The organism is Aurantimonas sp. DM33-3, assembly GCF_014334315.1.
Taxonomy (GTDB): Bacteria; Pseudomonadota; Alphaproteobacteria; order Rhizobiales; family Rhizobiaceae; genus Aurantimonas; species Aurantimonas coralicida.
Window position 1 is genome coordinate 132,971 of sequence record NZ_JACSGS010000011.1, and the last position, 14,147, is coordinate 147,117.

A 14,147-nucleotide genomic window follows, 5' to 3' on the forward strand; every position below is an offset into this window, starting at 1 on the left:
CCCCGAACACGGGTTGGTTTCAGGAGTACGGAAGTGGTCGCGTCGGGCCAGGTGCGTCCCACGAGGGCAGGGCGAGGGCAGGGCAGGGGAATCGCATTTGGAAATTTTTGTAGTCTGATTGTTCACTTGCGTTTGCGGTTGCGATGGATTCTTCGCTTGGACGGCGGATTTTCGCCGTTGGGAGGATGCCGTGGAAGAATTCGTCGCCTGCTGGGAAGGGCTTGATGATCCGCGCACCGGCAATGCCGAACTGCATGATTTTCACGAACTCCTGGTGATCGCGCTGTGCTCGGTGCTGTGCGGCGGGCAAGGCGCGGTCTCGATGGCAAGGTTCGCCCAGGCGAAAGAGGGGTTCCTGCGCGAGGTCCTCAAGCTCGAGAAGGGTCTGCCCAGTCACGACACGTTCAGCCGGCTGTTCCGCCAGCTCGATCCGGAGCAGTTCGGCAGCGTCTTTCAGCGTTTTATGGAGCGCTTTTCAAAGGGTGTGGCAGGGGTCGTGGCGATCGATGGAAAGGTGGTGCGCCGCTCCTTCGACCGCGCCAGCGGCAAGTCGGCGCTGCACATGGTCAGCGCCTGGGGCTGCGAGCAGCGTCTGGTGCTGGCGCAGATCGCCACCGACGCCACGTCGAACGAGATCACCGCGGTGCCGAAGCTTTTGGCGATGCTGTCGCTGAAGGGCACCATCGTGACGGCCGATGCGCTGAACTGCCAGCGTGCGATCGCCAAACAGATCGTCGATCAGGGCGGCGACTATGTGCTGGCGTTGAAGGGCAATCAGGGCAGGTTGCACGATGATGTCGTCACCTTTCTCGATGATCCGGCGCGCGAGGCGGAGGCGGAGGCGCGCACCGTCGATGCCGACCACGGCCGCATCGAAACCCGCACGGCCACAGTCTCGACCGATATCGACTGGCTGCAGGCCGACCATCGCTGGCCCGGCCTTTTGCCGCCGTCGGCAAGGTCGTCCGGGTGCGTCAGTGCGGGCCGAAGACGACGACCGAAACGGCCCCCTATCTTCTCTCGAGGGCGCTCTCCGCCGAACGCTTCAACCAAGTCGCCCGTGAGCATTGGAGCGTCGAGAACCGTTTGCACTGGCGGCTCGACGTCGTCATGAACGAGGACCAGGATCGAACCCGCATCGGCAACGGCCCCCAAAACCTCGCCGTGCTGCGCCACATGGCGCTTAACGTCATGCAGAAGGACGGCTCAAAGGAATCCTTGAAGGGGAAATTCCAAAGGGCAGGCTGGGACAACGCATTCCTCTCTCACCTGCTCAGCCTGTTCTGAAATGCGATTGCCCTGAAGGGCAGGGCTCTAAGTATGGACACCTCTTTAAGTTCATGATACCCACAGCGCGATGATGTTTCACCGATCCCATGCTCGCACGCCTGCTCGGCTGCTGACTGCTCTCGCGGTCATGCTGAGCATGCTGTTCGCGTCCGTCGGATCGGTAGGGGCGGAAACCCCCATCATGTCGTCGCAGCCTCTGTCCATGGCGATAGTCGCCCAGGCGGATATGGCCGGCGAACCCGGGCATGCGCACGATGGCCACCATGCGCCCGCGAAGGCTCATGATCACAAGGCCACCGGCGGAAGTGACTGTGCGACGCACTGCCTGACGGCAGTCTCGCGGGCCGTCGGGCCGACCGACGCCGTGCCGGTCAGCCGCGATCTGTCCTATCCGATCCTCACGACGGATCTGACCGGACAATCCGGTCCCGCCACCGAGCGTCCTCCTCGAATCTGATCGTCCAGGGCTTCCATCAGCCTTATTGCGTCTTCCGGCCATTCCTTGGTCGCAAGCGTGGACGTCAGGAATTTGCCCACGGCGAAGCCTGATCCTCTTCCCCCATGACCGGTTCCGCGAGGCGCATCTCGCGGCGAACGGTATGGCGTTCAGGTTCAACAATGAGATTCTCCATCATTGCCGGCATCCTGCCCGGCCTGCTTCTGGCGGGCTGTGCGGACGCTGCTCGGGGTCTGCCCGAGACAACCGTATTCCCGTCGCCTGAGGACCCGAGCATCCTTGGCGGAACACCCAGCCGTGCTCCCGTGGTCGGCGCCTATACCCATCGCACTGTCCGCGAGCCAGCAGGCTTTCGCGGCACAGGCGTAGATATGGCGCCCGTTGCTGGCCCGGAGCCGGCACGATGAGGCCGCTGTTCAAGGTGAGCAGCGTCCTTCTCCTGCCGCTGATCATGTCCGGCTGCGTTGCGGCTTCGGAGACATTCGAGCCGGATCTCGGCTTCAGTGTCGTGTCGGCAGACGCCGGACGCCGCCTCGGAAAGGAAACGGTCTGGGTCCAGGATCAGGCGCAGGCTGCGGCAGCCAATGAGCGGGTGCGGAACCTGCTCGCGGCGAAATATATCGGCGCCGATACGGCGGTGCAGGTCGCGCTTCTCAGCAACAAGACGTTGCAGGCGGACTATGCAGAGGTCGGATTGTCGGTTGCCGAACTCTGGCAGGAAGGGCTCCCCGTCAATCCGAGGCTTTCGCTTTCCTACAGCGGGATTGGTGTCGGACGGACGATCGAGGGGGTAATCGCCGCCAACATCATCCGGATGATGACCCGGGAACGGCGCCTCGACGTCGCGGAGGTTCGTGTCCTCCAGGCGCAATTGCGGGCCGTCGACGCAACGCTGGCGCTTGCGGCCAGAACGCGTGAGGCATGGATCGAGGCTGTCGCGGCCTGGGAGACGGTCGCCTATCTGAACCGTGCGAAGGTCGCCGCGGACGCTGCCGCGGAACTGGCCAGCGAACTGGGTCGGACCGGAGCGATGCCGAAGGTCGAGCAGGCCCGCGAACAGGCCTTCTATGCCGAACTGACCGGACGGACGGCCGAAGCGCGACTGGCCGCGCAACTGGCGAAGGAAAAGCTTTACCGGGTGATGGGCGTATGGGGGAAGAATCTCGATTTCGAGGTTCCGAACGCACTGCCCGCACTGCCCGGCAAGCTGAAGGACTTCAAGGCCATCGAGGCGGAAGCCCTTCGCAACCGGGTCGACCTTCAGGTCGCGCGTCTCGAACTTGAGGCTCTGGCCCGGTCCTACGGCCTGACGAAGGCCACGCGATACGTGTCGGACCTGGAACTGGCTGCCGGCCTGGAAGTGGAGGAGGAAGTCGAAGAGCGGGAGGACGGAACTGAAGAAACGAACAACGTCGTTTCGGGTGTCATCGAAGTGGGGCTCGAAATCCCGATCTTCGACAGCGGGCAGGCCCGGCTTCGAAAGGCGGAATTCCAGTACCTGAAGGCCGCCAACCAACTGGCAGCCAAAGCCGTCGACATCCGGTCGCAGGCACGCGCTGCCTACAAGGCCTATCGCGGCCGCAGCGATATCGCCCGGCACTACCGCTCCCGCGTCGTGCCATTGCGGACGACGGTCGAGAAGGAAGCTCTTCTCACCTACAACGGGATGATCACGAGCACCTTCGATCTCCTCGCCGATACGCGGGCGAAGCTCGACGCGATCCTGCTCTCCCTCAACGCAAAGCGCGAATTCCACCTCGCCGACGCTGCTCTCACCGCGGCCGTCTACGGCGGCGGCGAAGATGCGTCCGAAGCCGCCGGTGGCGCCGAGATGGCGTCAGCCTCCGGCGACGAATGATCGAAAGGATCCGAACGATGGTTTCGAGACGACAATTCATCGGGGCCGGAGCGGCTCTTGCAGGTGTCGCCGCCTGGTCGAAGACGTCGGCCATGGGGCTTCCGGAAGCGCCGATCATGGAAACGGCGGCCACCCAGCCGCCGCTGATGCCGACGGCCGGGCCGGACTACAACCCGGTGGTGACGCTGAACGGCTGGTCGCTGCCCTTCCGCATGAACAACGGCGTCAAGGAGTTCCACCTCGTTGCCGAACCGGTGGAGCGGGAGATGGGCGAGGGCATGACCGCCTATCTGTGGGGCTACAACGGCCAAGCGCCGGGACCGACCATCGAATGCGTCGAAGGCGACCGGGTGCGGATCTTCGTATCGAACAAGTTGAGGGAGCACACGACCGTTCACTGGCACGGCGTCATTCTGCCCTGCGGCATGGACGGCGTGACCGGCCTGACCCAGCCGGGTATCCCGCCGGGCAAGACGTTCGTCTACGAGTTCGACGCCGTGAAGAGCGGGACCTTCATGTACCATCCGCATGGCGACGAGATGGTCCAGATGGCCATGGGGATGATGGGCATGTTCATCATCCATCCGAAGGACCCGGCCTTCATGCCGGTCGATCGGGACTTCGTCTTCATGCTGTCGGCCTACGACATCGATCCCGGTGCGTATCTGCCGAAGGTCATGGAGATGACCGACTTCAATCTGTGGGCGATCAATGCCCGGGTTTTCCCGGATGTTGCACCTCTCGTCGCCGCGACCGGCGACCGGGTACGGGTGCGGGTCGGAAACCTGACGATGACCAATCACCCGATCCACATGCACGGTTACGACTTCGAGGTGACCTGCACCGACGGAGGGTGGGTGAAGCCCGAGGCACGCTGGCCGGAGGTCTCGATCGACATTCCCGTGGGGGCGATGCGCGCCTACGAGTTCGACGCGGTCTATCCGGGCGACTGGGCCCTGCATTGCCACAAGTCGCACCACACGATGAACGCGATGGGACACGACATCCCGACGCCGATGAATGCCAACAAGGCCAGGGTTGCGGCGAAGATCCGCCAGATCCAACCGGACTACATGCCGATGGGCGAAACCGGGATGGCCGAAATGGCCGAGATGGCGATGCCGCTGCCGGACAACACGATCCCGATGATGGCCGGCTGGGGGCAGTTCGGCTCCCTCGAGATGGGCGGCATGTTCACCGTGATGAAGGTTCGGGACGGGCTTGCGGCCGACGATTATGCCGATCCAGGCGATTACGAGTTTCCCGCCGGAACGGTGTCCTACGAGTGGACCGGATCGCTCCCTGAAGCGCCTGCCGCGCCGGCTGGCAGCGCTGACGGTGCCGCACTTCCCCACACGCCATCCGCCAGACGGGTCATGCCGGCTGGCGGCGATCATTCCGGCCATTGAGGCCGGGACGCAAGGGACATCAACCACAACCAAAGAGGACCAACCATGCGCAAACTTACGACGCTGCTGCTGGCCGCCATGTTGCCGCTGGCTCCTGCCACCGCCCTGGCGGCCGGGAGCCATTCGGGGGGACATGACGACGAGATGATGCTCGGCAAGCCGGCGGAGCCCGCGCAAGCGGGGCGAACGATCGCCGTGCGGATGCTGGAGACTGACGACGGCGAGATGCTGTTCGAGCCGTCGTCGATCGCGGTCAAGCGGGGCGAAACCGTGCTTCTGGACATCCGCAACGATGGCGAGCTTGAGCACGAGTTCGTCATGGACGAACAGGAGGCGATCCAGGAGCACAAGGGGCTCATGGAGAAGTTCCCGGAGATGGAGCACGCCGATCCGAACTCCGTGCGTCTGGCGCCCGGGGAGAGCGGCCAGATCGCCTGGACCTTCACCAATGACGGCAGCTTCGAGTTCGCCTGTCTGATCCCCGGCCACTACGAATCCGGCATGCACGGTCCGCTAGACGTGGCCGCCAAGTAATCTCAAACACTGAATACGAGGAATGTAACAAATGAAAAAGATTCTCATCGCGGCTATTTCGAGCACGCTGATCACCTCATCTGCCTTCGCCGGCGGGCTAGTGCCCGGATCGGAAGCTGGAATCGAAAGTCATGAGACTGCCGAACGCCTTGCGATAGCGAAAGGAGGAGGGCATATCCCGCCAAATTCGGTGGATCATACCATATTTAGTCATCCGCCTCAGACGTTCGGCTACAGCGTTCCAGATGCAGGCGTAAGCAACCACAACATCATTCCCGGCTCTGAATATGGGATTGAGAAGCTGGAGGAGACCCGAAGAGATCAGGTGCAGTCTGGGAGTTTCGCGACCGGAAAGGCAACTGCCCCGACCCCTCTCGGCTGGAACTTCCTCGTTCCCGGATCCGAGTATGGCCTGCTGTAATGCTGGTTATCGTTGGCCAGATGGAAGAGCGTCTGGCTAGCGACACTCGCGACCAAAGAAATCAAATCTTCTAAAGGAAAAAATACGATGAAATTGACCAAAATTGCGACCTTCGCGTTCCTTGCGTTCTCCGTGGCGAGTCCATCGATAGCCGCTGAATTCACCAAAGGAACCGTGCAGAAGGTCGACGCCAAGGCCAAGAAGCTGACGATCAAGCATGAGGAACTGGTCAATCTCGACATGCCGGCGATGACAATGGTGTTCGTCGTCGCCGATCCGGCGATGCTGGAAACGGCGAAGGAAGGTCAGGCGATCGAGTTCGTTGCGGAACGAGTTCGCGGCAAGTTGACCGTCGTCGAGATGAAATAATGGACTTTCCCGCCGGGCGGCACCAACCGCCCGGCGGGACCACGTCCCAAGTCCCACCATCCAGAGACCCGCACCATGAAATACTCGATCTTCGGCGCGATGATCGCGACCTCCACCATCGTGATGTTCGGACTGATGTATCTGAACACTTACAGCCTCGATCATATCCTTTTCAGCGAAACCCGGGCGTGGATGGCGATCGTCATGGGGGCGACAATGGCCGTCATCATGCTGGCCTTCATGCTCGGCATGTACCGGAACCGGACGGCCAATATCGCGATCTTCGCCGCTGCAATCATCGCCTTCGCCGGCTCGCTCTATCTCGTGCGCAGCCAGGACACGGTCGCGGACGTCGCCTGGATGAAAGCGATGATCCCGCATCATTCGATCGCTATCCTGACCAGCGAGCGCGCCAACATCTCCGATCCGCGCGTCCGCAAGCTCGCTGACGAGATCATCGAGGCGCAGCGCCGGGAAATCGGCGAGATGAAGGCTCTGATTGCCGATCTCGAGGGCCAGGACTGATTCGCTGAGTGACCTTCAAGATCGAAAACGGGAATCGTTTGCGGCGGAGCGCAATTCACACTGATGGCAGTAGTCGACTTTGCAGGGGAGGAACTTGATCGGACGATCATCCGGGTGGAATCCCGCAATGAGATGCGGACCGTCATCTGGCGGTTCTTCGCATTGGCGGTCTTTGCGATTTCGGTGGCTTTGGAACCGGACATCGAGAGCCATGGGATCCACCTGATACTGCTCGCCGCTTACACGGGCACGTCCTTCACCGCAGTGCTTCTCGTCGCGACAGGCGCGTTCCGAGCGAGTTTCAACTGGGTTTACGTGTTCATCGACGCGGTGCTTGTCGTCTACCTCGCGGCAGAGCACATGTTCATCCCGGGAATCTCGGTCTCCGATGCGCTGGCCACGCCAAGTCTCGCCATCGCGTTCGTCCTCCTGGCGCATGCCAGCATGCGAATGCGTGTCGGACCCGTCCTCTTCTTCGCAGCGATCGTGTCGCTCGGGTCTATCGTAACTGGGGCGATGTCACTCTTCGCTGACCCCTACCGATTGGGCCTCGCGCAGGAAGATCTCCAGGCGGCCAGTGTTCGGCTTCTGGCATTCGCCGCTGTTGCGGCCATCCAGATCATGCTGGTCGTGGACATCAAACGCTTGGTGAGATCAACGTTGTCGAAGTCGAGTGAGCGCGCCAACCTCGCTCGCTTCTTTTCTCCGGGGACAGCCGAACTCCTCGCTTCGAGAGGGTTGGGCGTTGGCCTGGCACGCCACGAGGCGGCCGTCATGTTCCTGGATATCCGCGGGTTCACCAGCCTCGCAGAGAAGATGCCCCTTGAGGAGGTCGCATCACTGCTATCGGACTTCAGGTACCGCGTCGTCGCGATGGTCTCTGAATACGGTGGCACCATCGACAAGTTCATCGGCGATGGGGTCATGGTCGTATTTGGCTTTCCCGCATCCAGCCAGCAGGACACCGCGAATGCATTCGACTGTTCCCAGCAGTTGATTCAGCAGCTTGACGCGTGGAGTGACCGACGTGTCGGCTCCGGTGAAGCTGCGCTGTCTTTCGGCATAGGCCTGCACCATGGGAGCGTCATTGGAGGCGTAATCGCCGCCGGGGCTCATAACGAATGCACTGTACTCGGCGACGCCGTAAACCTTGCGAGCCGGCTTCAGGCGATGTGTCGAAGCCTCGACGCGGATATCGTGATGTCGCGAGCCATGGCCGAGCGGTTGCATGAGCACCGGTTGGACGAACGCTGGACCGTGAAGTCCCGTGCAAGGATCCCTGGTCGGACTGGAATGTCGGATGTCGTCTACCTTCCATCTAGTCGAGCACGTCCCGCAGTGCCTGAAATGGCGGGCAGGGGAAAGGTTTCATGACATCTGCCGCCGCTGCGGCGATCAATCCGAGCCAGACGGTCGCACCGGCGCACGATGAAGGCTTCTGCGGCTGGGGAGGGCCAGCACGATGACATGTCCGATCAGTCGCCGGAGCTTCCTGCTCGGATCGTGCGCGATGCTTGCAACGACCGGAATACCGAGGGCATCCGCCGCCACGCGGCACCGTCTCGTCGCTGCCGTAGGCCAGTCGCAGATCGTGCCCGAGACATTCGCAGGCCCAACGCCAGTCTGGGCATTCAACGGTACCGCGCCCGGGCCGGTGCTGCGGGTGCGTGCAGGCGAACGCCTGGCCGTCGATGTCGAGAACGGCCTCGACCAGCCGACCAGCGTGCACTGGCACGGCATCCGGATCGACAACGCGATGGATGGCGTGCCCGGGCTGACGCAGGCGGCGATCGCGCCGGGCGAGCAATTTTCCTACGATTTCGCCGCGCCGGATCCGGGGACCTACTGGTACCATTCCCACAATCGATCCTGGGAGCAGAATGCCCGCGGGCTTCACGGGGCGCTGATCGTCGACGAGCCTGAGCCTTGGCGGGGCGCCGACCGCGACCTTGTCCTGGTCCTCGACGACTGGCGTCTCGCCCAAGACGGCGCCATCGCAGACGGCTTCGGCCAGATGATGGAATGGGCACATGGCGGCCGCATCGGCAACACGCCGACGGTCAACGGACGCCTGGGCTCAAAGATCATCGTCCGGCCGAACGAGCGGGTCCGGGTGCGCCTGATCAATGCGGCCAATGCGCGGATCATGGAGATCGCCTTTGCGGATCTGCCGATGCGCCTGCTGGCGCTCGACGGCATGCCGACGACGATCGAAGCGCTAAGCGGAACCGTCCAGCTTGCGCCCGCACAAAGGGCCGACCTCCTGGTCGACTTTGCCGGAGCGGACGGGGACACGATCCCGCTGTCGCTCCAGACGCGGGATGGGCCTTTCGAGATGGCCACGTTCGCGCTTCAAGGGGACCCCGTGCGATCGCGATATCCCGATCCTGTCGGGCTGCCGCTGTCCGGCCCGGCCCCTCTGCCCGAATTATCGGACGCCTTCAGAACCGATCTGGTGATGGAGGGCGGCGCCATGGGCAGCATGCAGGGCGCCACGCATCAGGGACGCTGGATGGACATGCGCGAACTCGTCTCGAAAGGCCGGGTCTGGTCGTTCAATGGGGTGGCCGGCGACATGGACCAACCGCTCGCGACGGTGGCGCGAGGCCGTCCGATCGTCTTCACCCTGCGCAACGCGACCCGGTGGCCCCATGCGATGCATGTCCACGGTCACCACTTCCGTGTCGTCTCCCGCGACGGCAGGCCCGTTGCGAGCCCGGTCCTGCGCGACACCGAGCTGATGATGCCCGACGAGACGATCGAGATCGCCTTTATCGCCGACAATCCCGGGAAATGGCTGCTCCATTGCCACATGCTGGAGCATGCCGCCGGCGGCATGATGACCTGGTTCGACGTGACATGAGGAGACGCCGATGACGGTATCGAAAGCGACCATTTCGGCCATCGCCGGCGCGCTCGCAATTGGCGCGTTCCTTGTCTGGCGGACCCTCTCCGGGGGAACGCCATCCGACGCGCATATCGTGGCCGTGACAGTCCCGCAGCTCTCCGTCCGGGCAGAGCGTGGACAGGAACTCTTCGCCGCGAACTGTGCTGCCTGTCACGGGCAGAACGCCGGCGGCACCGGACAGGGGCCGCCGCTGATCCACCGGATCTACGAGCCGAACCACCATGGCGACCAGGCATTCCTGATCGCCGCGACCCAAGGCGTTCGTGCCCACCACTGGGGCTTCGGAAACATGCCGCCGGTCGCGGGCGTGAGCGAGCGGCAAGTCGCCGACATCGTCGCCTATGTTCGCGAGGTCCAGAAGGCCAACGGCATCTTCTGACCCCGCCACGATCATCGTCGCAGGTATTTCACCAGCGCCGCGATCACCAGCACGAAGACCACAAGGACCAGAATGCCCCAGAGTCCCATGCCAAAGGGCATCCATCCCATATCGCCAGAGTGTTCGCCCATCATCGTTGTTCTCCTTGCTAAAGGTGGCTTTTCCGTCGGGTAGTCTTGCGAGCCAACGCCGGAGTTCTTGTCGAAGACGAGGAGCGTCCCCGATCCTTGTCCGCAGTGTTGGCACATGGTTGGAACGAGGAGGCTTCAGCCTCCCCAGATCATGCGCAGGGGCATCCACAGGCCCATGCCGATCATGACGAGGTTCTCGGTCAGCGACACGAAGCCCAGGGGCACGTTCGAGCCGCCGCCGACGCAGGCGCATTTGAGTTCGCGCTTCTGCACATAGACCGCATAGAAGACCGAGACGGCGCCGATCGTCCCGATGATCAGCGCGATCGGCGCCGACAGCCAGGTGAGGGTGCCGGCGATCATCAGCACGCCGGCCAGCGTCTCGCCGAACGGGTAGATCTTGCCGTAGCGCACCCATCGCTTGGCCAGGAGGTCGTAGTTCAGGAACATGGTCGAGAAGCTTTCGACGTCCTGCAGCTTCTGGATGCCGAGCAGGCACATGGAGATGGCGAAGAACCACTCGATCGCCCGCACGGTGAAGATCGTCTCGTATGCAGCGAAGGAGACCGCCAGCGCCATCAGGAAGGCGACCGAGAAGATGGCGATCACCGGCTGGTAGGTGGTCTCGTCCTCCGACTGGACCGACTTGCCGAAATGTTCGCGCAGGTCAGTATAGCCGCCGACGCGATCGCCGCCAATGAAGGCCTGCGGCGTCGTCTCGACGCCATGCTTCGCCTTGAAGGCGTCGGTCTCCTCGCGGGTGGTCAGCCAGTTGTCGTCGACCGCGTACCCTTCGCGCTCGAGAAGGTCCTTCGACTTCAGCCCGTAGGGGCAGACATGTCCCTCCATGACCATCCGGTAGAGGACGGCCTTCTTTCCTGATGAAGAGGGCAATACAGCACTCACCATGATCCTCCCATGAACCGCGTTCAGCGACCAAACATCCATTCACTGACCATCAGTACCAGATGAGGGTCCCGGTAGCTGGAAGGTCAAGTCTGCGCAGAGAATCGGCTGTCGAAGCCTTGCGCCGATCAGGCGGGTTTACATCCATAAAAGCCGCGATAGCCGACCGTCAGCCCCTGATCGAGCGTGAAGACCAGCTCGGCATCGGATCGCCAGTCGGCCTCTTCCCCCAGGGGACGGACGGCGACGGACACGCCCGGCGCCCCGTAGACGACGCCGGTCTCCGTCCGGTCCTGCGCTTCCAGCGGCACGAGGACGCCGTTCAGTTTCATGGCTCCGTCGGCGCCGTCCTGCGCGGCCCAGAAGATGGGGTCGGTCTCGGGGCTGCGGTGGAAGACGCAGCGCGATCCGGCTGCAAGGATCTCGTCTGCCTCGGCCTTCGGCATCGGGGAGGGGTCGAGCGTCGAGACCAGGGCCTGGCCGAGGGCGTCCTCGATGGTGCCGACCTCAGCCGGCGGGTCCTGATAGATGGAATCCACCGTGTTGCCGTCCGACACCTCGGCGATGAGGTAGCGCATCTCGGCGATCTCGCGCCGCTGCGCCTCGATGATCTCGTCCGCCATCTTCCGCACCCGCGGATCGCGAATCTGTGCCCGCTCGGAGGTCATGATGGCAATGGAATGGTGCGGGATCATCGCCTGCATGTAGCTCGGCCCGGAGACCGTGACCTGGCTGCGCACGAGCCACAGGGAGAGCGCGAAGACGACGATGGCGCCCGCGAAGATCGCGATGTTCAACGCCTTGTTGGCATACATTCCCAGCATGTAGGCCAGCATGATGACGGCCATGGTGGCGCCCATCAGGATCGCCATGTAGGTGCGCGTCTCCGAGAAGAAGACGTGCTCCAGGGCGTAGGTGTTGAGATACATCAGGACGAACATCACCACGGTCGAGGTGAGGATCATCAGTCCAAATCGCACGTAAGACATTGGTCTGGGCTTCTCCCTAATCGGCCTTTGGGGCGGGGGCGATGCCGTCCCCATCTCGAGCTTCACCGCCACCCGCGGGCACACCGTTCCCGTCGGTATCGGCGGCGTCGCCTGTCATCATTCGAAAATCCTCAGAGGTCAGCCCGGGCAACCGCGCCACGAACGCGGTCAGCGCGACGATCTCGTCGGGTTTGTGGTGATCGCCGAAGGCCGGCATCCCCGTCATCCTGATGCCGTTCTCGATGATCCAGCGGATTTCTTCGGGTCGCCACTCTGCCGCTGCTTCCGCCAGATGTGGCGGCTCCGGCCGCATTCCTCGCGACCATTCCGCCGGGTCCTGGCCCGGCGCACCATGGCAGTAGACACAACTTTCTGCGTAATGAGCTGCGCCTTCAGCGATGAGCTCGTCCGGAAAGCTTTCGGGCAACACAACGTCCCCCGCACGTCGTTCGACGGAGCGACGCATCGTCGTGTCCAACGTCCAGCGCACGGCATCGGTATGCTGAGCGGAAGCAGCGATGTTGTATGCTCCAGTATATGTCACCGTGAGCCATATGGCGATCGCGGTCAGCACTGTTCCGATGATGCCCAAGAGAAGACCAAGTCCGAGTCGCTTCATCGTACATCTCTCCTGTCAAATTCGTCCGCTCAGCCCGCGCTGCCTGAGGGAATTGCCACGAGTTCGATGTCCGATAGAATGCGAAGCCGCTCTTGAGCGTTCCGCGGAACTTGAGAAGGCGGCTATGGGTGGTCCGATTGCTAATCCCGCTGTGTCAGCGACATATTAAGTATACTATAGAGAATTCGACGAAATATGAGTTTAGGACCGGTGAGATGAGTAGTTTCTGGCAGGTTTTCTTGCTGGCACTCCTGCCGGGAGCGGGAAATTTCGCAGGAGGGCTCGTTGCAGAGTTCTGGAAGCCGTCCTCCCGGCTACTGAATTGGGCGCTGCATGCCGCTTCCGGAATCGTCATCGCGATCGTTGCGGTCGAACTGATCCCCGAGGCCGTCGATGTTCTGGCCGGCTGGTGGCTCGCGGCAGCCTTCGCGGCGGGCGGCGTCTCCTATGTCATGATCGAGGCCCTCGTGGAGGGACTTCAGAAGAAGGGCAACCGCGGCAGCCGAACGGGGATGTGGATGATCTACGTGGCCGTCGCGGTGGATCTCACCAGCGACGGCATGATGCTCGGAACGGGATCGGCCGTATCCAGCAGCCTCGCGTTGGTTCTGGCGTTCGGCCAGGTATTGGCCGATGTCCCGGAAGGCTACGCCGCGATGGCCAACTTCCGGGACAAGGGGGTGCCCCGACGGCGTCGGCTGCTTCTTTCGGCGTCGTTCATCCTGTTTTGTGTCGGGTCCGCCCTCGTCGCATTCTTCGTGCTGCGCGGTGCGGGAGAGAGTGTGAAAATGGCAGCCCTCGTCTTCGTTGCCGGCTTGCTGACCGTGGCAGCCGTCGAGGACATGCTGGAAGAGGCACACGAGGCGCGCGAGGATGATCGGGGATCTGTGCTCGCTTTCGTGGGAGGCTTCACCCTCTTCACGCTCGTGTCAGCCGGTTTGGAAACAGTGACGGGTGGCGACGCCCGCGCAAGTGGCTCCATCGACGCCCGTGTTTCCGCAAATCAGAACCCTCGGACGACACCTAATGCGGCGGCTCTAGCCGAAGGCGACGAAAATCGTCGCCCATCGCTCTTGACCTTCCAGCGAGTGGAAGCCCCACTTGTTCACAACGAGGTTGCTTAGCCATCGTGACGTCACACGTCGGAGGTGTAGGAGAGCCAGGTGGGCCGCTCGCCATGACCCGGTCTGGCTCCAGGACCGCCAATGTGCCGCGCTGGCAATTGGATCGAACGAGGAATAGCCTACGCTCATGCAGTTCATCGCCCGCCTGATATTTGTCGCACTCCTCGCCGCATTCGCGGCGAGTTCGGTTGCGCATGCGGCTGGCTCGGCAAAGATGGCCGCCGACAT

General features: G+C 62.7%; 15 protein-coding genes and 1 pseudogene. 12 read left to right on the plus strand and 4 right to left on the minus strand.

The window, feature by feature from the left end:
- Positions 1 to 190: 190 nt before the first annotated feature.
- From H9Q09_RS15550 to H9Q09_RS15600, 11 genes and pseudogenes are all read left to right on the plus strand, one after another.
- Positions 191 to 1,287: pseudogene (locus H9Q09_RS15550) on the plus strand (ISAs1 family transposase).
- Between the two features lie 130 nt (positions 1,288 to 1,417).
- Positions 1,418 to 1,747: a hypothetical protein gene (locus H9Q09_RS15555; protein ID WP_187391775.1), complete on the plus strand. Its 330-nt coding sequence runs from the start codon at positions 1,418 to 1,420 to the stop codon at positions 1,745 to 1,747.
- Positions 1,748 to 2,150: 403 nt separating this feature from the next.
- Positions 2,151 to 3,605: a TolC family protein gene (locus H9Q09_RS15560; RefSeq protein WP_187391776.1), complete on the plus strand. Its 1,455-nt coding sequence runs from the start codon at positions 2,151 to 2,153 to the stop codon at positions 3,603 to 3,605.
- A gap of 17 nt (positions 3,606 to 3,622) precedes the next feature.
- Positions 3,623 to 5,014 carry a copper oxidase gene (locus tag H9Q09_RS15565; RefSeq protein WP_187391777.1) on the plus strand — a complete coding sequence of 464 codons (1,392 nt, stop codon included), beginning with the start codon at positions 3,623 to 3,625 and terminating at the stop codon, positions 5,012 to 5,014.
- A 45-nt stretch (positions 5,015 to 5,059) separates the two neighbouring features.
- Positions 5,060 to 5,548 carry a plastocyanin/azurin family copper-binding protein gene (locus H9Q09_RS15570; RefSeq protein WP_187391778.1) on the plus strand — a complete coding sequence of 163 codons (489 nt, stop codon included), beginning with the start codon at positions 5,060 to 5,062 and terminating at the stop codon, positions 5,546 to 5,548.
- Positions 5,549 to 5,579: 31 nt separating this feature from the next.
- A complete protein-coding gene (locus tag H9Q09_RS15575; RefSeq protein WP_187391779.1) occupies positions 5,580 to 5,969 on the plus strand; it encodes a hypothetical protein in 390 nt (129 codons plus the stop codon).
- Between the two features lie 87 nt (positions 5,970 to 6,056).
- Positions 6,057 to 6,338: a copper-binding protein gene (locus H9Q09_RS15580; RefSeq protein WP_187391802.1), complete on the plus strand. Its 282-nt coding sequence runs from the start codon at positions 6,057 to 6,059 to the stop codon at positions 6,336 to 6,338.
- Between the two features lie 75 nt (positions 6,339 to 6,413).
- The gene (locus H9Q09_RS15585; protein WP_187391780.1) at positions 6,414 to 6,863 is read left to right on the plus strand and encodes a DUF305 domain-containing protein; all 450 of its coding nucleotides are present in this window, start codon (positions 6,414 to 6,416) and stop codon (positions 6,861 to 6,863) included.
- Between the two features lie 63 nt (positions 6,864 to 6,926).
- Positions 6,927 to 8,237: an adenylate/guanylate cyclase domain-containing protein gene (locus H9Q09_RS15590; protein WP_187391781.1), complete on the plus strand. Its 1,311-nt coding sequence runs from the start codon at positions 6,927 to 6,929 to the stop codon at positions 8,235 to 8,237.
- Between the two features lie 136 nt (positions 8,238 to 8,373).
- Positions 8,374 to 9,726, plus strand: a complete 1,353-nt coding sequence (locus H9Q09_RS15595; protein ID WP_246716168.1) for a multicopper oxidase family protein — start codon at positions 8,374 to 8,376, stop codon at positions 9,724 to 9,726.
- A gap of 10 nt (positions 9,727 to 9,736) precedes the next feature.
- Positions 9,737 to 10,150 (plus strand): cytochrome c, encoded by a 414-nt coding sequence (locus H9Q09_RS15600; RefSeq protein WP_187391783.1) that lies wholly within the window; start codon positions 9,737 to 9,739, stop codon positions 10,148 to 10,150.
- An 11-nt stretch (positions 10,151 to 10,161) separates the two neighbouring features.
- Here H9Q09_RS15600 and H9Q09_RS22695 read toward each other — a convergent pair whose 3' ends face one another.
- From H9Q09_RS22695 to H9Q09_RS15615, 4 genes are all read right to left on the minus strand, one after another.
- Complete coding sequence (locus H9Q09_RS22695; RefSeq protein WP_266102233.1) at positions 10,162 to 10,284, minus strand: hypothetical protein; 123 nt, start codon at positions 10,282 to 10,284, stop codon at positions 10,162 to 10,164.
- A gap of 132 nt (positions 10,285 to 10,416) precedes the next feature.
- Positions 10,417 to 11,190, minus strand: coding sequence for a glutaredoxin (locus H9Q09_RS15605; RefSeq protein WP_187391784.1), 774 nt, complete (start codon positions 11,188 to 11,190; stop codon positions 10,417 to 10,419).
- Positions 11,191 to 11,315: 125 nt separating this feature from the next.
- The gene (locus H9Q09_RS15610; protein ID WP_187391785.1) at positions 11,316 to 12,176 is read right to left on the minus strand and encodes a DUF305 domain-containing protein; all 861 of its coding nucleotides are present in this window, start codon (positions 12,174 to 12,176) and stop codon (positions 11,316 to 11,318) included.
- A 16-nt stretch (positions 12,177 to 12,192) separates the two neighbouring features.
- Positions 12,193 to 12,795 (minus strand): cytochrome c, encoded by a 603-nt coding sequence (locus H9Q09_RS15615; protein ID WP_187391786.1) that lies wholly within the window; start codon positions 12,793 to 12,795, stop codon positions 12,193 to 12,195.
- Between the two features lie 215 nt (positions 12,796 to 13,010).
- Between H9Q09_RS15615 and H9Q09_RS15620 the strand changes: the two genes are divergently transcribed.
- Positions 13,011 to 13,919: a peptidoglycan-binding protein gene (locus H9Q09_RS15620; RefSeq protein ID WP_187391787.1), complete on the plus strand. Its 909-nt coding sequence runs from the start codon at positions 13,011 to 13,013 to the stop codon at positions 13,917 to 13,919.
- Positions 13,920 to 14,147: the final 228 nt, after the last annotated feature.